At 52.5% G+C, this 17,833-nt stretch carries 19 protein-coding genes and 1 tRNA gene; 10 read left to right on the plus strand and 10 right to left on the minus strand.

Going from position 1 to position 17,833, the window contains the following annotated elements; translation table 11 throughout:
- The first annotated feature begins 92 nt into the window (after window positions 1-92).
- A complete protein-coding gene (locus tag PRECH8_RS13650) occupies window positions 93-419 on the plus strand; it encodes a carbohydrate-binding protein (RefSeq protein ID WP_242457594.1) in 327 nt (108 codons plus the stop codon).
- Window positions 420-546: 127 nt separating this feature from the next.
- On the opposite strand, the gene def is transcribed toward PRECH8_RS13650, so the two are convergent.
- Both def and PRECH8_RS13660 read right to left on the minus strand, forming a co-directional pair.
- Window positions 547-1,125, minus strand: a complete 579-nt coding sequence (gene def / locus PRECH8_RS13655) for a peptide deformylase (protein ID WP_200967649.1) — start codon at window positions 1,123-1,125, stop codon at window positions 547-549.
- A 575-nt stretch (window positions 1,126-1,700) separates the two neighbouring features.
- On the minus strand, window positions 1,701-2,369 hold the full coding sequence (locus tag PRECH8_RS13660) for a type 1 glutamine amidotransferase domain-containing protein (RefSeq protein WP_200967650.1): 669 nt from the start codon (window positions 2,367-2,369) through the stop codon (window positions 1,701-1,703).
- Window positions 2,370-2,477: 108 nt separating this feature from the next.
- On the opposite strand from PRECH8_RS13660, the gene PRECH8_RS13665 reads away from it, so the two are divergent.
- Together PRECH8_RS13665 and PRECH8_RS14670 are read left to right on the plus strand one after the other, a co-directional pair.
- Window positions 2,478-3,461 carry a LysR family transcriptional regulator gene (locus tag PRECH8_RS13665; RefSeq protein ID WP_200967651.1) on the plus strand — a complete coding sequence of 328 codons (984 nt, stop codon included), beginning with the start codon at window positions 2,478-2,480 and terminating at the stop codon, window positions 3,459-3,461.
- Window positions 3,462-3,463: 2 nt separating this feature from the next.
- The gene (locus tag PRECH8_RS14670) at window positions 3,464-3,598 is read left to right on the plus strand and encodes a hypothetical protein (protein ID WP_276569121.1); all 135 of its coding nucleotides are present in this window, start codon (window positions 3,464-3,466) and stop codon (window positions 3,596-3,598) included.
- A gap of 33 nt (window positions 3,599-3,631) precedes the next feature.
- On the opposite strand, the gene PRECH8_RS13670 is transcribed toward PRECH8_RS14670, so the two are convergent.
- Window positions 3,632-3,883, minus strand: a complete 252-nt coding sequence (locus tag PRECH8_RS13670) for a hypothetical protein (RefSeq protein WP_200967652.1) — start codon at window positions 3,881-3,883, stop codon at window positions 3,632-3,634.
- 149 nt (window positions 3,884-4,032) lie between these two features.
- On the opposite strand from PRECH8_RS13670, the gene PRECH8_RS13675 reads away from it, so the two are divergent.
- Together PRECH8_RS13675 and PRECH8_RS13680 are read left to right on the plus strand one after the other, a co-directional pair.
- The gene (locus tag PRECH8_RS13675) at window positions 4,033-4,437 is read left to right on the plus strand and encodes a dehydroquinate synthase/iron-containing alcohol dehydrogenase family protein (RefSeq protein ID WP_276569122.1); all 405 of its coding nucleotides are present in this window, start codon (window positions 4,033-4,035) and stop codon (window positions 4,435-4,437) included.
- A 242-nt stretch (window positions 4,438-4,679) separates the two neighbouring features.
- Window positions 4,680-4,755, plus strand: a tRNA-Lys gene (locus tag PRECH8_RS13680).
- 524 nt (window positions 4,756-5,279) lie between these two features.
- Here the strand turns inward: PRECH8_RS13680 and PRECH8_RS13685 are convergent.
- Genes PRECH8_RS13685 through PRECH8_RS13695 form a run of 3 tightly spaced genes read right to left on the minus strand, consistent with a single transcriptional unit; the run spans window position 5,280 to window position 7,770 of the window.
- Window positions 5,280-6,074, minus strand: a complete 795-nt coding sequence (locus PRECH8_RS13685; protein ID WP_200967654.1) for an energy-coupling factor transporter transmembrane component T family protein — start codon at window positions 6,072-6,074, stop codon at window positions 5,280-5,282.
- Entirely contained in the window at window positions 6,071-6,931 is an 861-nt protein-coding gene (locus PRECH8_RS13690; protein ID WP_242457595.1) for an ATP-binding cassette domain-containing protein, read from the minus strand. Before PRECH8_RS13690 ends, PRECH8_RS13685 begins: the two co-directional genes overlap by 4 nt.
- On the minus strand, window positions 6,916-7,770 hold the full coding sequence (locus PRECH8_RS13695) for an ATP-binding cassette domain-containing protein (RefSeq protein WP_200967656.1): 855 nt from the start codon (window positions 7,768-7,770) through the stop codon (window positions 6,916-6,918). The genes PRECH8_RS13690 and PRECH8_RS13695 overlap by 16 nt, the downstream gene beginning before the upstream one ends.
- A gap of 177 nt (window positions 7,771-7,947) precedes the next feature.
- Here PRECH8_RS13695 and PRECH8_RS13700 point away from each other — a divergent pair, with 177 nt between their 5' ends.
- From PRECH8_RS13700 to PRECH8_RS13710, 3 genes are read left to right on the plus strand one after another with little or no spacing between them, the layout of a single operon-like run.
- Entirely contained in the window at window positions 7,948-9,825 is a 1,878-nt protein-coding gene (locus PRECH8_RS13700; RefSeq protein WP_200967657.1) for an FAD-dependent oxidoreductase, read from the plus strand.
- 20 nt (window positions 9,826-9,845) lie between these two features.
- Window positions 9,846-10,256, plus strand: a complete 411-nt coding sequence (locus tag PRECH8_RS13705) for a NusG domain II-containing protein (protein WP_207161806.1) — start codon at window positions 9,846-9,848, stop codon at window positions 10,254-10,256.
- 33 nt (window positions 10,257-10,289) lie between these two features.
- A complete protein-coding gene (locus PRECH8_RS13710) occupies window positions 10,290-10,832 on the plus strand; it encodes a Gx transporter family protein (protein ID WP_200967659.1) in 543 nt (180 codons plus the stop codon).
- A gap of 9 nt (window positions 10,833-10,841) precedes the next feature.
- Here the strand turns inward: PRECH8_RS13710 and PRECH8_RS13715 are convergent, their stop codons facing one another.
- The gene (locus tag PRECH8_RS13715; protein ID WP_200967712.1) at window positions 10,842-11,459 is read right to left on the minus strand and encodes a hypothetical protein; all 618 of its coding nucleotides are present in this window, start codon (window positions 11,457-11,459) and stop codon (window positions 10,842-10,844) included.
- 275 nt (window positions 11,460-11,734) lie between these two features.
- Between PRECH8_RS13715 and PRECH8_RS13720 the strand changes: the two genes are divergently transcribed.
- Both PRECH8_RS13720 and PRECH8_RS13725 read left to right on the plus strand, forming a co-directional pair.
- On the plus strand, window positions 11,735-13,129 hold the full coding sequence (locus PRECH8_RS13720; protein WP_200967660.1) for an MATE family efflux transporter: 1,395 nt from the start codon (window positions 11,735-11,737) through the stop codon (window positions 13,127-13,129).
- A 254-nt stretch (window positions 13,130-13,383) separates the two neighbouring features.
- A complete protein-coding gene (locus tag PRECH8_RS13725) occupies window positions 13,384-14,886 on the plus strand; it encodes a catalase (RefSeq protein ID WP_200967661.1) in 1,503 nt (500 codons plus the stop codon).
- Between the two features lie 200 nt (window positions 14,887-15,086).
- On the opposite strand, the gene PRECH8_RS13730 is transcribed toward PRECH8_RS13725, so the two are convergent.
- The 3 genes from PRECH8_RS13730 to PRECH8_RS13740 all read right to left on the minus strand — a co-directional run bounded on the left by PRECH8_RS13730 (window position 15,087) and on the right by PRECH8_RS13740 (window position 17,831).
- Window positions 15,087-15,563, minus strand: a complete 477-nt coding sequence (locus PRECH8_RS13730) for a response regulator transcription factor (protein WP_200967662.1) — start codon at window positions 15,561-15,563, stop codon at window positions 15,087-15,089.
- Window positions 15,564-15,781: 218 nt separating this feature from the next.
- Window positions 15,782-17,035: an FAD-dependent oxidoreductase gene (locus tag PRECH8_RS13735; RefSeq protein WP_200967663.1), complete on the minus strand. Its 1,254-nt coding sequence runs from the start codon at window positions 17,033-17,035 to the stop codon at window positions 15,782-15,784.
- Window positions 17,036-17,060: 25 nt separating this feature from the next.
- Complete coding sequence (locus PRECH8_RS13740) at window positions 17,061-17,831, minus strand: SDR family NAD(P)-dependent oxidoreductase (RefSeq protein ID WP_200967664.1); 771 nt, start codon at window positions 17,829-17,831, stop codon at window positions 17,061-17,063.
- Window positions 17,832-17,833 lie beyond the last annotated feature (2 nt).

A 17,833-nucleotide genomic window follows, 5' to 3' on the forward strand; every position in this document is an offset into this window, starting at 1 on the left:
CGGGAGAGCCTGGAGAGCCGGGTGAACCAGGAGAGCCTGGAGAGCCGGGTGAACCAGGAGAGCCTGGAGAACCGGGTGAACCTGAACCGCCGGTGACAGAGTATCCTGTATGGGATCCGAATGTCGTATACACCAACGAGATCGTGATCCACAACGGGAAACTGTGGCAAGCCCTGTGGTGGACGCAAGGGCAAGAGCCCGGCACCACTGGACCGTGGGGCCCGTGGATCCTGATCGGCGATGCTCCCGGTTATGATCCGGATCCTGTTCCCGTTGATGATTATCCGGCATGGGACCCGACTGTAATCTATATTAATGAGATCGTATCCCACAACGGACGACTGTATCAATCCCTGTGGTGGAATCAAGGCGTAGAGCCTGGATTGGATCAGAACGGTCCGTGGCGTTTAATTCACTAAAACCAGCGGCAAACCACTTCATCATGAAGTGGTTTGCTTTTTTATACAGTGGGGCTTGGTTAGCACAGCATCCTCATTGCCCAACAAAAATGCACACATCTTAAGAATGTATGCATAACAAATACGATTAGAATAAGCTTCTGCAATTCTCCGGCACATAGAAGGGGTTATCGGGATTGATTCGTTCATAGAACATGATCCCATCCAGATGATCGATTTCATGCTGGAAGACGATGGAGGCATAACCTTTAAGTTTTAATTCCACGGGTTCCCCGTTTATGTCGAAACCCTTAACTCTGATCCGCTCGTATCTTGGGACGAATCCCACGATTTCGCGATCTACAGACAGGCAGCCTTCGCTGGGCGGCAGATAGACCATGGAGACCGAATGACTGATGATTCGCGGATTGATCAGAGTGTGTTCATGCTGCTCGCCCTTCTCATCTTGAAAATAAGCAACGAACATCCGCTTGTTCAGTCCGATCTGGTTTGCTGATAATCCCACACCTTCGCGCAGGTTGTATTTTTTGGCCAGTTCGGGGTTTTGGCTGTTTTTTAGGAAATTCATCATGCAGATTAACGTTTCTCGATCTTCTTCTGACAGGGGCAGGCTCACTTCCTGTGTTGGTTGATGAAGAATGGGGTCCCCTTCCCGTACGATATCTTTCATTGTAATGAAATATTTGGAGTGAAATTTATGATTCATCGATCGTCATACTCCTTGAGTGATATAAGCATTGTTATTATAGCAGATCTTGCCCCTGCTGGAGATTGCAATATGACGGTCCGGCGATTCGGATGAAAAGAAGAACTTTACATTTCTGAAATGTTCAAGGTAGAATGTAGGTTGAGCGGGGAACCGCGAAGATTAGAAGATTATATACTAAATCTAGTATAAAAGATGATGATCGGATTCCTCCGGAAGGTACGATGTTGGTTTTTGTCCTAAATTTAGCATAAAAGGCTCCTGGATCAGCATTCCATGCAAACTGTTGTATCCTAAAAATCGTATAAAATTGCAGGACTGCATGTGTTTTCAAGGATACAATCAACAGAAAATCCTCCGACTCCGTGTTGGAGCAGGAGGACTTCCTCGATTCCGTCCCATATCCTCTATAGATCCTAAAATGCTAATGAATCAACAACACCTACTGCGTGCAGTGACCCCAGCGAACCGTGACAACAGACTGCCGCCTTATCGCTTATAGCCAACTACAGCCGTCTGCGGTTACTGAGCCCATGTGATCGCTGCCCATCGCAACAACCTCAGCAGACAATGGCTCAGCCCTTGAGCAGCTCGAGCACTTTCTGGGCGGCTGCTTCGCTGGATTGGGGGTTCTGGCCTGTGACCAGCGTGCCGTCGACTTCTACGTGGTTCTCCCACAGGGGAGCGTGGATGAATTCCGCACCTAATTCTCTTAAACGGCTTTCCAGCAGGAAAGGCATGAGCGTGTCGAATTTGGCTGCCCGTTCTTCATCGTCCGTGAAGGAGGTCAGCCGCTTGCCTTTCACGTAAGGCTCGCCGTTCTTCAGCGTGATATTAACAAGTGCTGCCGGACCGTGGCAGACTGCGGCGACGACCCGTCCGGACTCGGCGAATTCGGCAATCAGCCGCTGCAAGTGTTCATCGTCCGGCAGATCGAACATCGTGCCGTGCCCGCCGGGCAGGAATAGTGCGGCATATTCATCTATGCCGTCCAGTTCCCGCACCAACAACGTTTCATTCAGCCGTTCGACGGCTTCCTTCCATTCCTCCTTATTCGCGCTCAAACTCCGCGGATCGATCGGCGCCTTTCCGCCTTGTACGCTGGCTACATCGATCGTGTAACCCGCTTGCACGAATAAGTTATATGGTTCTGCGAATTCCGAAAGCCAGATTCCCGTCGGATGATCCTCATCGATCGACGAGTGGCTGGTGACGACCATAAGTATCTTGTTGGATTGTGACATCGAATGTTCCCTCCACATCGTTATTCACTCCGGAGTGCTGATTCCAGTTTAAGGAATAATGTGGTATGATTCAAACAGAAAAAACGATGGGAAGGTATAAAAAAAATTATGGCAGATTTCGAATGGTTCCGTTCCTTTATCGCGATCTATCGACAGGGTTCCATCTCTTCGGCCGCTGTCCTGCGGCATATGACCCAGCCCGCACTTAGTCAACATCTGGCCTCCCTGGAGGCAGAGATCGGAGAACCCCTGTTCCATCGTGCGCCGCGGCAGTTGATTCCTACAGAACGAGCCCATAGTCTCTACGCACAGATCGCCCCGGCCATCGACCGCTTGGAACATGTCAGCACCGGTTTCCACACCCGCATGTCCTCATCCGTCCTGCGCATCGGCGGTCCTGCTGAATATATCTATGAGCGTCTGCTGGAGAAGATAACGGCTCTTCCCTACCGAATCTCGATTCGCTTGGGAGATCCGCAAAGCTTGCTTCAAGATCTGAAGAACCACGAACTCGATCTCGTTATCGCAACCCAGCACATCGCAAGTCAGGGCCTTGTCTACAAAGAATTGCTGGAAGAGCGATTCATCTTGACTGCTTCTGCGGAAGAGGAGATGCTGCCAGCTGCGGAGCCGACTGCGAAACGACGAGTTGCTGATCCAGCAACTGATCCAGCAACTGATCCAGCCACATCTCCATTTTCTTCTCAAGCAGGTCCAGAGCAAGACCCTGCATTAATCAAGCGATCCTTGGAACAGAGAAACTGGATCGCCTACAGCTATGAACTGCCCATCATCCGCCGTTTCTGGCAGGAAGCCTTTGGCGAGCGGGCGATGATCCAACCTAAGTGGATCGTGCCCGATCTGCGGGCGATTAAGAAGCTGGTGCTGCGCGGCGTGGGGATCAGCGTGCTGCCGGATTATCTGATCCGGGAGGAACTAACGCGGGGAGAATTACAGGAGTTATGGAGACCGAGCAGATATGCTGCTAATCGGTTGTGGATCGTGTACCGCTCATCCGAGCAGGAAAATCCCATGTTGATCAAAGCGGTATGTGCGATCAGAGATTTTGAATATGCAGAACTGGATGATTAAGCATGCAGCTCGATGAAGTCATCGATCTGGCGAGCGGTCATCTCCGGATGCTCAGCAGATCAGATGGGATGCTCGGATCTCACATCAGTACGCTGAGACAAGGTTCATATTGGGTTGAGTACGGCGGGGCAGCCTGATAAACGAAGGGTGGCGTGAGACACATTCGCTTGCTAGACTGACGCTGGGATTCTGTCCGCTGCCTCGTTCTCAACGTATGCCTGCAACGATCTTCTGACGGCGATTCGGCGAATCATCTCTTGTCTCTCCCGATGGCTCCGTCCGAAGAACTCTGCTTCCTGATACACATCGATGAGTGCCTGCTTGGCGGTTTCCACAGCCAGCCGCTCATCTCTCAGCATATGGTAACAAATTTGATAGCAGTAGGTTTCGTAGTTTCTAAGGATGTTAAGCCTGGTGTTCATCATCGCGATCTCCTTTGTTCAAGACCTCTCATGTAACTTTCAGTATAGAAAACAAATATAAACTTTTTATAAATTCGTTGTTACGAAGTGATTAAGAATTTAGAAAACCAAACAGGTGATTCTGAGAAAAAGCCCATAGAAACAGCATAATCGCGAACTCGAATGCCGGCCTCGGCATCGTGCACAGCATGGCGCATCAGCTGGGATCGGAATATGACCTGCCGCACGGTGCAACCAACGCGATCCTGCTGCCTTACGTAATGGAATTCAACATGGAAGCCTGCCCTGAGAAGTTCGCGAATATAGCCAAAGCGATGGGCGTAGATACTTCCGCGGCTAAGTCCATTGAAGAAGCAGCGAAGATGGCTGTGGATGCGGTGCGCAAACTGTCTAAGCAAGTCGGAATCCCATCCTTGAAGGAGACTGCCTTTAACCCTGCCGATGTTGAGAAGTTGGCGGAACAAGCGATGAGGGACGTATGTACGGGAGGCAACCCGAGAGAAGTAACCAAGGAAGATATCATGAACTTGTATATGAAAGCTTACGAGGGCTGAAACAGATAAGATGATGAATAAAGAAGCTTTCGCCGAGAGCTTAGATCATGTCGTGCTGATCGGCTTGGCGGAAGCTTTTCGTATTGTGTGGCGGCTCCTTAATCATTATTGTATGGAATGATGGGGCTAAAGGATCGAGGAAATGGAATAAAATACATGCGAAAATCGAATTGACATTCCGCCTCACAGCGAGTAAAATAAATCTTGTTGATTCGCTGAGCGGACAACTTACACAGCAATACGGGCTCTTAGCTCAGTTGGTAGAGCAGGTGACTCTTAATCATCAGGTCCAGGGTTCGAGCCCCTGAGAGCCCACCATACATATGACAAACAAAGGGCTGTCCAATAAGTCAGTGAAGACTGACCGATGGACAGCCCATTTTTGTGTGCATATGAACATGCAGACGAGCAGATCCGGTGCGTGAGACGGCAGGTGTGTGGTACGGCAAGCGCGTGAAACGACAGAAATGAGCGTTATAGCGTTCGAATGATGCTATTCGGTGTGTGAGACAAAAATTATTGTCGATTCAGGTTGCGTGGAGGCGGAATTAGCTTGCGAGACGATAATACTTGATGTCTCAGCTGCGTCGAGGCGGGAACAACGTGCGAGACGACAATACTTGATGTCTCAGCTGCGTGGAGGCGGGAACAACGTGCGAGACGACAATACTTGATGTCTCAAGTTACGTCGAGACAGGAACAGCGTGCGAGTCGACAGATCCTGTTGTCTCAGAGTGCGTGTACGTATAAGTGTACGTATAAGCGGAACTTCGTACGCGAGGGGTACGCGCTAGGCTGCCCATCAGGCAATCATGGCTGACTTATTGGACAGCCCTTTTTGATTATGATCTGAGCTGCAGCAAGCAGTATGTGAGGATCACCATCACGAGGAGAGCGATGGTATCGCGGGCGTGCCAAGTGAATCTGCGGAAGCGGGAGCGCTTCACGCCGGGGCGGTAACCCCTGGCTTCCATCGCATCGGCCATCTCTTCTGCTCGCTTCAGCGTAATCGAGAAGAGCGGCAGGAAGATCGGAACCAGCGCCTTCATCTGCTGCAGAAGCGAACCCTCGCCGATGCGGGCTCCGCGCGAACGCTGGGCATCGATGACTCGCTGCGCTTCATCCAGCAGTGTTGGGATGAGACGCAGTGAGATGGCCAGCATGAAAGCGAACTCCGCCGCGGGAATTCGCAGGCGCTGGAGAGGTTTCAACAGGTCGTGGATGGCATCTGCAAGGTCTATCGGTTTGGTCGTCAAGGTGATGACCGTGGAGATGAAGACGAGCATGACGAAACGGCTGAAGGCCAGAAGCCCCCGTCTCATCCCATGCTGCGAGATCGTGAAGATACCCCATTCCCAATAGATCTTCCCCCCGGCTGTGAAGAACAGCTGCATGCCCACAGTGAACAGAATGATCCAGATCAGCGGGCGAACTCCGCGTACATAGATGCTGAATCCGATCCCTGTCATGAACATGGCGAGAAATGTAAAGAACCACAACAGCAGCATGGTTGGCCAATTATTCATCAGAAACAAGATCCCGATAAAGCCAATCCCCGCTCCCAGTTTCGCTCGCGGATCCAAACGATGAATCCATGAATCACCGGCCATATATCGGCCCAGCAGCAGCTGATTCATGCGAAGCCCGCCTCGTACAAGGTATCAGCCAGTTCTTCAGCGGTTAGACAGACCCGCGGCAGCTTGGTGCGCAGTGCTGCTTCGATTCTCAGCTGCAGGCGGCGAGCGCGGGGAAGCTCAACTTGCAGGGAAGTGAGCCGCTCGGGATCGCTGAGAAGCTCACGGGCGCTGCCTTGCATGACGATCCGTCCTTCAGCCATGATGATCAGTTCCTCAGCATAGCGGACGGCATCATCGATGTCTTGCGTGGCCAGAATCGTCGTGGCTTCGTATGTTTGATGCCAGTCATGGATGAGATCGAGGATGTGCATCTTCCCTTCTGGATCCAAGCCGGCACCGGGTTCATCGAGGAGCAGGACCTCAGGCTTCATGGCCAGGATGCCGGCAAGGGCCGTCCTTCGCTTCTGGCCGCCGGATAGAGAGTAGGGCGAAGCATGGAGCAATGCCGGATCGAGACCGACACGGATGATCAGTTCCCTCGCTAAGGATTTAGCTTCTGCAAGGGAAACTCCCATATTCAAGGGACCGAAACAGATATCCTGTTCCACCGTTTCAGCGAACAGCTGGGTTTCTGGATACTGGAAGACGAGGCCGATTTTATGGCGGATTCGCTGCCAATCTTGCTTGCTCGTTACGCCGCCGCGGATGACCTGATCTCCGATCTGCACTGTTCCGCTTCGCGGCAGCAACAGACCGCTCAGCACTTTCAATAGAGTTGATTTTCCAGAACCAGCATGGCCGACGACGGCTGTATAGGAACCCGAACGAACAGCGGCACTCACGGCATGGAGGACATTCGGGGTGCGCAAGGGTCCGGAACGGTAATCGACGGAGACATCTGTCAGCGTGATCTGCATAACCATTCCACCAATTCGTCTTCCGTCATATAGAAGTCTGGTACCGGAACTTCATTTGCTGAGCGCTGCTTCTTATTCCTTCTCAGCTTGTTTATTTCGGATGACCGAAGTCGCCGCCGAATCGCCTCGGCAAAGGGCGGAGCAGCTTCGGGACGAGCCGTGAAGAACCGCTCCGGCGCGGCATCTTCGATGATTCTGCCATCGGCCATCATCAGGATCCGATCGGCTTGCGCCGCCTCATCCATATCATGGGTGATCGAGATGACAGCGATCCCTTCTTCGACAGCTAATCCCCTCAACAGAGCGGATAATTCACGCCGGCTGCGGGGATCGAGCATCACGAAGGCTTCGTCCAGGATGACCACCGCCGGCATCATCGCCAGAACCGCGGCGATCGCTGCCCGCTGTTTCAGCCCGCTGGACAGGCGTGAGGGATCATGATGCCGGTAATCCCTTAACCCCGCTCGATCCAGCGCTATTTCCACCCGGCGTTTCATATCTTCCCAAGCTATATTCATGTTCTCCAGTCCGAAGGCAATATCATCCTGAACCGTAGCGCCGATGAACTGGTGTTCTGGATTTTGGAAGACGATGCCGCTTCGCTTGGCTGCTGAAGATTGAACCGGTTGGCCGTCGATTCGGATCTCGCCTTTGGCCGGCGTCAGCAGACCGGCGAGCAGCTTCGCCAGCGTCGTCTTGCCGGAGCCGCTCATGCCGACGATCGCTAGCCATTCGCCGGCGTCGGCGGTGAAGGATACCGCCTTAATGACCGCTTGCGAGCTGTGCAGCGGTTCTTCGTAATGGAAACTGACCTCTCGTACTTCCAAGCGCGGCGCCATGTTCTCCCCCCCTTAGCCTGCACGCATCCTTCCGCGCACCTGCTGCATATTTGTTCCGAGCCCAACCATAATAAGTAGTATGAATCGCCCGCTGTCCAATCATGCAGGATGCCAATACGCAGGTTGGCATGTACGAACCGCGCAGCGTGTATTCTAACTTGGATCGGAGTGAAGAACATGACTGAGACGAGGATCGTCATCATCGGCGCCGGGTACGCAGGCGTTCACGCAGCGAAGAAACTCGCCAGGCATTATAGGAAAGATTCGACCGTTTCCATCACATTAATCGACCGGCACTCCTATCACACCATGATGACGGAACTGCATGAAGTAGCAGGCCATCGGGTGGAACCGGATGCTGTGCAATTCGACCTGCGCCGCCTGTTCAACCGCACCAAGGTGAATCTCGTCACCGATGTGGTGCAGCATGTGGATCGAGAGGGAAAGCGGGTTATCACATCGAGCGGTGAATTCCCGTATGATTACCTCATCCTGGGCATGGGCGGGGAGCCTAATGATTTCGGCACGCCGGGCGTGAAGGAATATGCTTTCACGTTATGGTCCTGGGAAGATGCCGTACGGCTTCGCGAGCATATCGAGCAGACGGTTCGCGCCGCTTCCATGGAACTCGACGAGGATAAACGGCGGGCCATGTTGACCTTCATCGTCTGCGGCTCCGGTTTTACCGGCATCGAGATGGCCGGCGAGCTGCTTGAGTGGAGGGAGCGGCTGGCCCTGGATCATAAGCTGCGGCCTGAGGACATCACGCTGTATGTGGTCGAAGCCGCGCCGACGATCTTGAACATGCTTGATCGCAAGGACGCCGACAAAGCGGAAGCTTACATGGTCAAGCACGGCATTAAGATCCTTAAGAACTCGCCGATCGTTGAAGTGAAGGAAAGTTCGATCGTCCTCAAATCCGGTGAAGAGATCCTTGCGTATACTTTGATCTGGACGGCGGGCGTGAAAGCCAATTCCGACGTTGAGCCCTTCGGCTTCACCTCAGGACGTGCAGGGCGGCTCATCGTCAACGAATATATGGAATCCGTCGATGCCGAGGATGTCTATGTGGTCGGTGATCTGGCTTATTATGAAGAGGAGCCGAACAAGCCCGTGCCGCAGATCGTCGAAGCCGCGGAGCAAACAGCGGCTACGGCTGCTAAGAATATCATCGCTGCGATCAGCGGCGGGAAGAAAACCGCCTATAAAGGCAACTATCACGGCTTCATGGTCTCGATCGGGGCCCGCTATGGGGTTGCGAATCTGAACGGGATTCGGCTTAGCGGCTTCTTTGCGATCTTCATGAAGCATCTGGTGAACTTATATTATCTCTTTACGATTCGCAGCGGCTATTACATGTGGCAGTATATCCGCCACGAGTTCTTCGAGACGCGGGACCGCCGCAGCATCTTCCGCAATCTGCTGAATCGATACGGCAACGTGCTGTGGACGGTGCCTCTGCGCATCTATGTCGGCGCCTTCTGGATCTCGGAAGCGGGAGCGAAGCTCTGGGGCAGGTCCACATGGGAGGCCGGCACGGAGAACTTAGCCAGCGTCCCGCTGCTCTTCCAAGGGCTGGGCCCGGATTCCTGGCTCGTCGGCTCCACTGTCCGCATGCCTTTCGAATGGCTGCATACGGCGACCAGCGGAGCGACGCCCGTCGGCGGCGACGCCGGAACCGAGGTGACGCCGATCTTAAGCAAGATGCCCGGCATCTTCGAAGGCTTGATGCGAATCATGCTTCCTAACCCGGGAATGGCGGTGTTCATGCAGAAAGTCGTCGTATTCGCGGAACTGGCGATCGGTCTGGCTCTAATCTTCGGCTTGTTCACCTGGCTGGCCAGTCTGGCGAGCGCCGGGTTCCTCTTGATGTTCACCTTGTCCGCGATGCTCGGATGGAATCTGTTCTGGGCACTTCCTGCTTCGATCGCTTTAATGAATGGATCGGGACGCACCTTTGGGCTTGACTACTGGGTGATCCCTTGTCTGCAGCGCCGGCTGAGCCGCTGGTGGTACGGGGACGTGCGATCGATCTACTCGGATCATAAGCCGTAAACATCTAAAGGATGAACGAGATGAAACAGATCTTCCGCATGATGAAACCCTGGGATGTGGTCTTGCTGCTGCTGTTCATCCTTCTTTCCTTTGTGCCGCTGGCTGTCTTTGCTTATCAGCAGTCCCTGACGGCGGGGACAGTGTACACAGCTGTGATCTCGGTGGATCAAGAGGTTGTAAAGCGTGTTGTCCTAACAGGGCACGAGGGGAAGGAAGCGTTTGTTATCCAGAACTCGGATTTTGCATCCAATACCATTGAAGTTGACGGGCAGGCCATCCGTATCAAAGCCGCGACATGCAAGGATCAGGTTTGCGTGCGCATGGGGTGGATCTCCCGTCCCGGCCAGACCGTCGTATGTTTGCCTCATCGCGTGCTCATCGAGATTCAAGCAGAAGGAGAGCAGGAGGATGAGATTATCCTCAGTTATTAACCCGAATGAGTCACCGTCAGGAGAAGACAGCCGATGCGGGATAACCAACGAATCGTCTACATCGCCTTATTAGCTTCGCAAGGGGTGGTCATTTCATTGATCGAACGGGCGATCCCCTTTCCCTTTGCCTTCGCCCCCGGCGCCAAGCTGGGGCTTGCCAATATCATTACGTTGATGGCCTTATATACGCTTCCTGCCAAGGATGTCAGCAAGGTGATTGCCATACGCATCACCCTTGCGATGCTGCTGGGCGGGACGATTTCTTCTTTCCTTTACAGTGCGTCGGGCGCGCTGCTGAGTTTCCTGGGGATGTGGACCGTGAAACAGCTGGGGCCTGCACGCATCAGCTTAATCGGCGTCAGCATGACGGGGGCGATGCTGCACAATATCGGACAGCTGCTTACGGCAAGCTGGATCGCGGGGACGTGGACGGTGATGTTGTACTTGCCTTTTTTGTCTCTGATGGGGATGTTGAGCGGATTTGCTGTAGGTGTCTTCGCCAACTACTTGCTGACCCATGTCGATCGGTTACGGGTGTATCAACGATATCAGGAGCGGCAGGGCTGGGCAAGATGAAAACAGCCCTCATTCCGAGGGCTGCAAGACTTCTACGGCACCGGATACGTTGCCGTCGATTTGGGAAGATTCTTTATACTCTTCATTGGCGAAGTAGATGTTTCCGTCAACGGTGGCCGTCTCATGCAGGAGGAACCCATTCGCCTGCACGTACACATCGCCCTTCAGCGTTCCGCCCTGGAAGTTGAGGTTCTCGCTGCGTACGATCAAGCGCGGTACGGTGATCGTATAGGAATCGGTGATCGTGCGGTTTTCATCCTGAGCATAAGCGGCGATCTTTCGATAGATCTTGTTTTCTTCCTTGCCCTTGTCATGGAACTGTCCAGCGACGATCACTTCCTCATCCAAAGTGATATCGTTCAATGTTACGATGATCCACGTTCCGTTCTCGCTGACAGCGTTGATGAAGGCATCCGGCTCGCTGACGATCGAAGCCGTCGTCACCACATCCACATCGTTATCCTGCTGGTCCTGTCCATTCTGCCCGTTCTGAGGCTTGTTCTGTCCTTGATTTTGCCCCTGGTTCTGTCCTGCATTCTTGTTCTGTCCCGTGTTTTGATCACTGCCGCCGCAAGCCGTCAGATTCAGTGCGGCCATCAGGGCAATGAGGAACAGGGCGATGCGCATTTTCAAAACGTATGACCTCCTTTTTTTATATACGGTAATAATCTTGCCTTGACTTATTATGAGCGGTACAGGGGGCCGTCATGCGCTGCTGGGAATTGGTGTTTCCTGTGTGTGAACAGGGGTTTTGGGCGGTGGAGGAATCGGAAGCGCTTTCTTAAGTTGGCAGGACAAGCCTTAGGAGGGTTTCGTGACTTATATTATGAATTCACAGACCGCAAACGATATAATAGAAGTTAGTGTTACAAAAAATAATAGACAAGAAGTGTGATTACTAGATGCGTAATGTGATGTCAGCTGTACGGACAAATGCCATGCGTTTGCTGGATCGTTCCCTCTCCGGCAACACCTTCGATTATAAGCAGATCATCGCGATCATCATGCCGATCCTGGCAGATCAGGCTTTCATCATCCTCATGAGCATGTTCAACACCGCGATGATCAGCTCCTCCGGAGTGGCCGCTGTCAGTGCGGTAAGCATGGTCGATTCCTTGAATATCTTCATCGTCAACGTGTTTATCGCCGTCGCGACAGGAGGTACGGTGATTGTAGCACAGTACAAGGGCAGCGGCAACGACAAGATGATATCCCGAGCAGCTTCTCAGGCCCTCTCACTCGTAACGATCGTGTCCCTTCTCATGTGTGTCCTTGTTATCGTCTTTCACAATCCAACCCTGCATCTGCTCTTCGGCAGGGCGGAAGCCGTCGTGCTGGACAATGCACGAATCTACTTGATCGGCAGCGGAATCACTTATCCGCTCTTCGCGGTATACTCCGCGATCACCGGGGTTCTGCGCGGCATCGCAGAAACCAGAGTCTGTTTATTCCTCTCTGTGATCATGAACTTCGCTTATTTTATTCTGAACCTGCTATTCATCGTTGGTTTGGATATGGGAATCGTGGGGATGGTCATCTCCCTCTTCCTCGCTAGAGTTATAGGCATGCTGACCTCCCTCATCTATCTTCTGCGCTATTGTCAGAAGATTAAGGTTCGTCTCCGTGATGCGTTCGATCTTGATTTCCAAGTGATTAAGAAAATCATGTATATCGGCGTGCCCTTTGCGGCAGAGCAGCTGTTCTTCAACGGCGGTAAACTGCTGACTCAGACTTATATCGTTCAGTTTGGAACGCTGGCGATTACGGCCAATGCGATCGGCGGTTCGCTGTCGAGTTTGTCACAGATCGGCGGCAGCGCTCTGAGCATCGCCCTGGTAACCGTCGTCGGTCAGTGTATGGGGCGGGGAGATGTGCCGGACGCTCGCAGATATGTGCGCTCTTTCCTATGGATGTCCGCTTTGGTGTACATATTCGCCTTAGTTGTCATCCTGCCGCTCTTCCCTTATATCATCAGCTTGTTCTCGCCTCCGGGTGAGATCGTGCCGGTGATCTACGAGTTAACGGTATTGGTGCTGCTCGCCCAGCCGGTGTTTTGGACCTTTAGTTTCATGCTTCCATCGGCTCTTCGCGCCGCAGGGGATTCGCGGTTTACCTCAATAACGGCCATGCTTACGATGTGGCTGATCCGAGTCATCCTCGGTTATGTGGTGGGCGTTACCTTCGGATTTGGTCTAATGGGCGTATGGACTGCCATGGTCATCGAATGGGGAGTACGAGGGCTTATCTTCTATCTGCGATTCCGAGGGGACAAGTGGTACCGACATAAGCTGGTCTAATCAAGTTATCAATTTCATCATGTTCTCCAAGGCCGTGCCATGATCGGATTCATGGGAGGCCTTTTGTCTTTTGTTTGCCAGCAGCCCGGAGAAGACAAAATTCTTCACAGGATTTTATTATTAAAAATGATTCTCATTATCGTTCAATAAATATTTAGAATAATTTTTCTAATAAAAACATTGATATTTAATAGGTGACACTATATTATATTTAATATAAAATAAAAATAATTATAAATTGAGGAGGATTCTCAATGTCCGACCATGAAAACAAGAACAAAAAGATGACCACCGCTTTCGGTGCACCGGTGGTGAATGATGATGATACGATGACCGCCGGCAAGCGGGGTCCGGTCTTGCTCCAGGACGTCTGGCTTCTGGAGAAGTTAGCCCATTTTGACCGCGAGGTGATCCCGGAGCGGCGTATGCACGCCAAGGGTTCCGGTGCATATGGCACCTTCACCGTCACCCATGATATCACCAAGTATACGAAAGCCAAGATCTTCTCCGAGATCGGCAAGAAGACCGATGTCTTCATTCGTTTCTCCACCGTGGCCGGTGAGCGGGGCGCGGCTGATGCAGAACGGGATATCCGCGGGACAGCGATCAAGTTTTATACAGAGGACGGCAACTGGGATCTGGTAGGCAACAACACCCCCGTATTTTTCTTCCGTGATCCGAAGCGCTTCCCGGATCTCAACCACGTCGTGAAGCGGGATCCGAAGACGAATATGCACAATCCGCAGGCAAATTGGGATTTCTGGTCGGGTCTGCCTGAGGCCCTCCACCAAGTGACGATCATCATGAGCGACCGCGGGATTCCGGCAAGCTATCGCCATATGCATATGTTTGGCAGCCACACCTACAGCATGTATAACGCCGATAATGAGCGCGTCTGGGTCAAATTCCACTTCAAATCTCAGCAGGGCATCAAGAACTGGACGGACGAAGAAGCAGCACAAGTCATTGCCGGTGACCGAGATTCCCATCAGAGAGATCTGTATGAAGCGATCGAACGCGGCGATTATCCGAAGTGGAAGCTCTACATCCAGGTGATGACGGAAGAACAGGCGAACAACATGCCGTACAATCCCTTCGATTTGACGAAGGTTTGGTATAAGAAAGATTTCCCGCTTATCGAAGTCGGTGAGCTGGAACTTCATCGCAATCCAGAAAACTATTTCGCTGAGGTGGAGCAAGCCGCCTTCTCTCCAGCGAATATCGTGCCGGGCATCGGCTTCTCGCCGGACCGCATGCTGCAAGGCCGTCTGTTCTCTTACGGGGATGCGCAGCGCTACCGCTTAGGCGTGAATTACTGGCAGATCCCCGTGAACTATCCGAAGAAGGCGGAGAACTTCAATCCGTATCATCGAGACGGTGCGATGCGTGTCCTGCATCCGAATGTCGGCGGTGCGAACCAGGTCACTTACAGCCCGAACAGTTACGGCGAACATCAGGACAGCAAGGAACATCAAGAACCGGAACTGGATCTGTTCGGCAATGCGAGTCATTGGAATTTCCGCGAAGATGATGACAACTACTTCGAGCAGCCGGGCAAACTGTTCCGCCTGATGTCCCATGAAGAGCAGCAGCGGTTGTTTGCAAACACCGCACGGGCGATGCAGGGTACGACGAAGGAAGTGCAGCTGCGCCATATCAACCATTGTTGGCAAGCGGATCCCGCTTACGGCGAAGGGGTTGCCAAAGCGCTCGGCATTCCGATGAGTGAAGTGGAAGCAGCGATTGCGAAGGGTTGAGAATCCATCCTCTTCATGTCCCGACCGCAGTGACAGACTCCTAAAACTCAGTCGTGCTGACCTCAATTCCAGAGTTACGGTCAATGGAGTATGCCAACGGACGGAAGAAGGACCAGGTGGTATGAGAGGCAGGGGGCTGACCGCCCCCTCCTGCTCGTTATGATCAAGAGAACGATATGCGCCTATGTTATGGATGTTTGTCAATCGATTAAACCTAAGTTTCTAGCGAGATTCAAGGCTTTGAGCCGTTCGCGGACGCCCAATTTGGAATAGATATTGCAGATATGATTTTGGACGGTATTGATACTCAGGCACAGCAGGTCAGAGATCTCACTGTTATTGAGACCCTTGAACATCAGATACAAAACTTCTTGTTCACGGGAAGTGATATTCTTGATCTTCTTAGCCGTTTGTTTCTTCATCCGGTTGGAGATTTGATCCGCGAAGAGGCTGGCGCTGCAGGTCGGCGAACACCAAATCTTGTTCTTGCTTACATGGGTGATTGCATCGATGAGCTGTTCTTCGGTACAAGCAGTCAGAATATATCCCTTGATGATGCCCGCTGCGAAGTATTCGGCTATATCAAGATCGCAGGGCGCGTGACTTTGACCGACCAGCAGGATGGGAATATCGATATTCTCTTGCACTAATCGGCGCTGCAGATCATAAGTGCTCATGTCGTACAATTCATGGTCTAATACAAGTAGCCTGGGAGGGCAGTTTAAACAGTATTGAATGATCTGTTCCCCATGTGAGAATTCCGCGGCAACTTCATAACCCGGCTTATTCTCAAGACACTTGTACAAACCTAACTTCCACAGATAATTTTGTGTTACTCCGAGTACGATATGAACTTTCCCACTGCTCATACGAATCGTTCTCCCGATAATAACTTTTACATAGGTTCTATTAGAGCTGACAGCGATCTGTCAATGACTTCATTCTGCTCGATTCCTGAGATTCCGCGGGCGATCTTGCCGCCGATCTTGCTGCGCAAACCGGGGATCAAACGGGTAGAGAACATGCCGAGCATCTTCATCGTGTGAGCGATAGGACTTGGTGTGTAAACAACAGTGGACATGAAGTTGGAGCGCGAGATAATGTCTTCATTGATGGGTTTGCGAATCTGCTCGTAAATCTCATATGCCTTCTCCAAGCTGATCGATCCAGCAAAATAGCGGTACAATAACTCGCTGAGCAGATCCGCATCCTGGATCGCCATGTTCATCCCTTGACCCGAACTAGCGTGGGTCAGATGGGCGGCATCCCCGATCAGCGCGATCCCTTGGCGTGAATACTGCTCCGCATGCATGCGCACCATCTTGTAGATATGTTCCCCCTCTCGTTGGATGGGAACGGATTGGAGTTTGGGCACGCGCTTCGTTAACTCGGCCACTAACTGTTCATCCGTCATCTTACGCCACTTGGAAGCTTCTCCAGAGGGGACGACGATGGTGATGCGCATCTGTTGATCGGGCAGCGGGATCAAGACCACCGCACCGTCGCGATGCAGATGCACCTGGGTGCGCAGATCTCCAGCGTACCAATCCGGCCGCACCATATGAAGGACGACAAGCTCGTGATTGTAAACTTGGCGATCCGCACGAATTCCCAATTGCCCGCGAATCGTCGAGAGTCCGCCGTCTGCTGCGATGATGACAGGCGCTTGGTATACTGTTTCGTTTCCGCCCTGCCGCACGACTACGCCGCAGGCCTGCTGCTGATCGTCGAAGATGACTCGGTCCACGAGCACTCCCCGCTGGATCACTACCTGTTCATGTTTGGCTGCATAATCCAGCAGACCTTGCTCGATATAGCGATGGGGGATGTTCAAGATGTAGTTATACTTGCTGCCGCTGATTGGCTTAAGGTCGATTTTCATCAATTGTTTGAGGACGGGATGGTGCAGTTCGATGCCGTAAGACTTGAGATTGGGGTACTTGACGAGATCGGGCAGTGCTCCCCAGCGTTCCAGGATCTCCAGGGTTCGCGGCTGCAAGCCGTCACCGCGGTTCATGCTTCCAGGGTCTTTGCGGCGGTCGAAGAGCAGCACTTTAAGATTGTATCTGGCCAGAGCGCAGGCCAATGAGGCTCCGGCAACAGCACCGCCAACGATGATAACATTGGCGTCATAGCGGTTGTTGGACATCTTGCATGCCTCCTTCATTAATTCATTAAGTAGTGATCTTCTGAATGATTCGGTTTGCCATGCCGGGCATAAACTTTGTGAGCTGTGTCAACATGAAGCTCTGACGGCCGATGATGACTTCCTTTTTGTTGGCTTGGATCGCCTGGATCATCTTGCGGGCAGTTTCCTCCACATCTAGGGATCCGGACTTGCCGTACCAATGAGGGATGCGGTCGCCGAGATGGGCGCTGATGTTCGTGTTCATATGGCCGGGACTGAGCAAGTTCACGTGGACATTCGTATGCCGCAATTCCCTCTGCAGACCGCGGGCAAAGCAGGTGATGGCGGCTTTCGTAGCTCCGTAGGAGACCATCTGCGGGAAGGCGGCTTCTCCCATCACCGAGGAGATGAAGACGAGCTGCCCTTGATTGCGTTCCAACATGTGCGGCAGGATATGTCTGGCACAGCGGATGATGCCGACGACATTGGTCTGGAACATCGCATCAACCTCATTGATATCCAGTTCATGGACCCGGTCGATGAACTGGATCCCCGAGCTTAAGATGGCGATGTCGATGTGTTTGAAACGATCGATGACGTTCTCCACCAGCTCGGAGACGGATTCCTCTGAGCATACATCACAGGTATATACCCAGCTTTCCTTTCCTGTCTTTAATAATTCTTGCTGCAATTTCTTAAGGGTTGGTGCGGATCGTGAAGCGAGGATGACTTTCGCGTCGAGCGAAGCCGCTTGCTTGGCGATGGCCCGCCCGATTCCGCTGGATGCTCCAAGGACGAGAACAACTTTGCCTTGCACGA

The sequence above is a fragment of the Insulibacter thermoxylanivorax genome, assembly GCF_015472005.1.
Lineage (GTDB): Bacteria > Bacillota > Bacilli > Paenibacillales > DA-C8 > Insulibacter > Insulibacter thermoxylanivorax.

What these genes read in the sequence shown, in the direction of transcription:
- def (WP_200967649.1), bottom strand. Translation starts at nt 1,125, where the DNA reads ATGAATCATAAATTTCACTCCAAATATTTCATTACAATGAAAGATATC.
- PRECH8_RS13660 (WP_200967650.1), bottom strand. Translation starts at nt 2,369, where the DNA reads ATGTCACAATCCAACAAGATACTTATGGTCGTCACCAGCCACTCGTCG.
- PRECH8_RS13665 (WP_200967651.1), top strand. Translation starts at nt 2,478, where the DNA reads ATGGCAGATTTCGAATGGTTCCGTTCCTTTATCGCGATCTATCGACAG.
- PRECH8_RS14670 (WP_276569121.1), top strand. Translation starts at nt 3,464, where the DNA reads ATGCAGCTCGATGAAGTCATCGATCTGGCGAGCGGTCATCTCCGGATG.
- PRECH8_RS13670 (WP_200967652.1), bottom strand. Translation starts at nt 3,883, where the DNA reads ATGAACACCAGGCTTAACATCCTTAGAAACTACGAAACCTACTGCTAT.
- PRECH8_RS13685 (WP_200967654.1), bottom strand. Translation starts at nt 6,074, where the DNA reads ATGAATCAGCTGCTGCTGGGCCGATATATGGCCGGTGATTCATGGATT.
- PRECH8_RS13690 (WP_242457595.1), bottom strand. Translation starts at nt 6,931, where the DNA reads ATGCAGATCACGCTGACAGATGTCTCCGTCGATTACCGTTCCGGACCC.
- PRECH8_RS13695 (WP_200967656.1), bottom strand. Translation starts at nt 7,770, where the DNA reads ATGGCGCCGCGCTTGGAAGTACGAGAGGTCAGTTTCCATTACGAAGAA.
- PRECH8_RS13700 (WP_200967657.1), top strand. Translation starts at nt 7,948, where the DNA reads ATGACTGAGACGAGGATCGTCATCATCGGCGCCGGGTACGCAGGCGTT.
- PRECH8_RS13705 (WP_207161806.1), top strand. Translation starts at nt 9,846, where the DNA reads ATGAAACAGATCTTCCGCATGATGAAACCCTGGGATGTGGTCTTGCTG.
- PRECH8_RS13710 (WP_200967659.1), top strand. Translation starts at nt 10,290, where the DNA reads ATGCGGGATAACCAACGAATCGTCTACATCGCCTTATTAGCTTCGCAA.
- PRECH8_RS13715 (WP_200967712.1), bottom strand. Translation starts at nt 11,459, where the DNA reads ATGCGCATCGCCCTGTTCCTCATTGCCCTGATGGCCGCACTGAATCTG.
- PRECH8_RS13720 (WP_200967660.1), top strand. Translation starts at nt 11,735, where the DNA reads ATGCGTAATGTGATGTCAGCTGTACGGACAAATGCCATGCGTTTGCTG.
- PRECH8_RS13725 (WP_200967661.1), top strand. Translation starts at nt 13,384, where the DNA reads ATGTCCGACCATGAAAACAAGAACAAAAAGATGACCACCGCTTTCGGT.
- PRECH8_RS13730 (WP_200967662.1), bottom strand. Translation starts at nt 15,563, where the DNA reads ATGAGCACTTATGATCTGCAGCGCCGATTAGTGCAAGAGAATATCGAT.
- PRECH8_RS13735 (WP_200967663.1), bottom strand. Translation starts at nt 17,035, where the DNA reads ATGTCCAACAACCGCTATGACGCCAATGTTATCATCGTTGGCGGTGCT.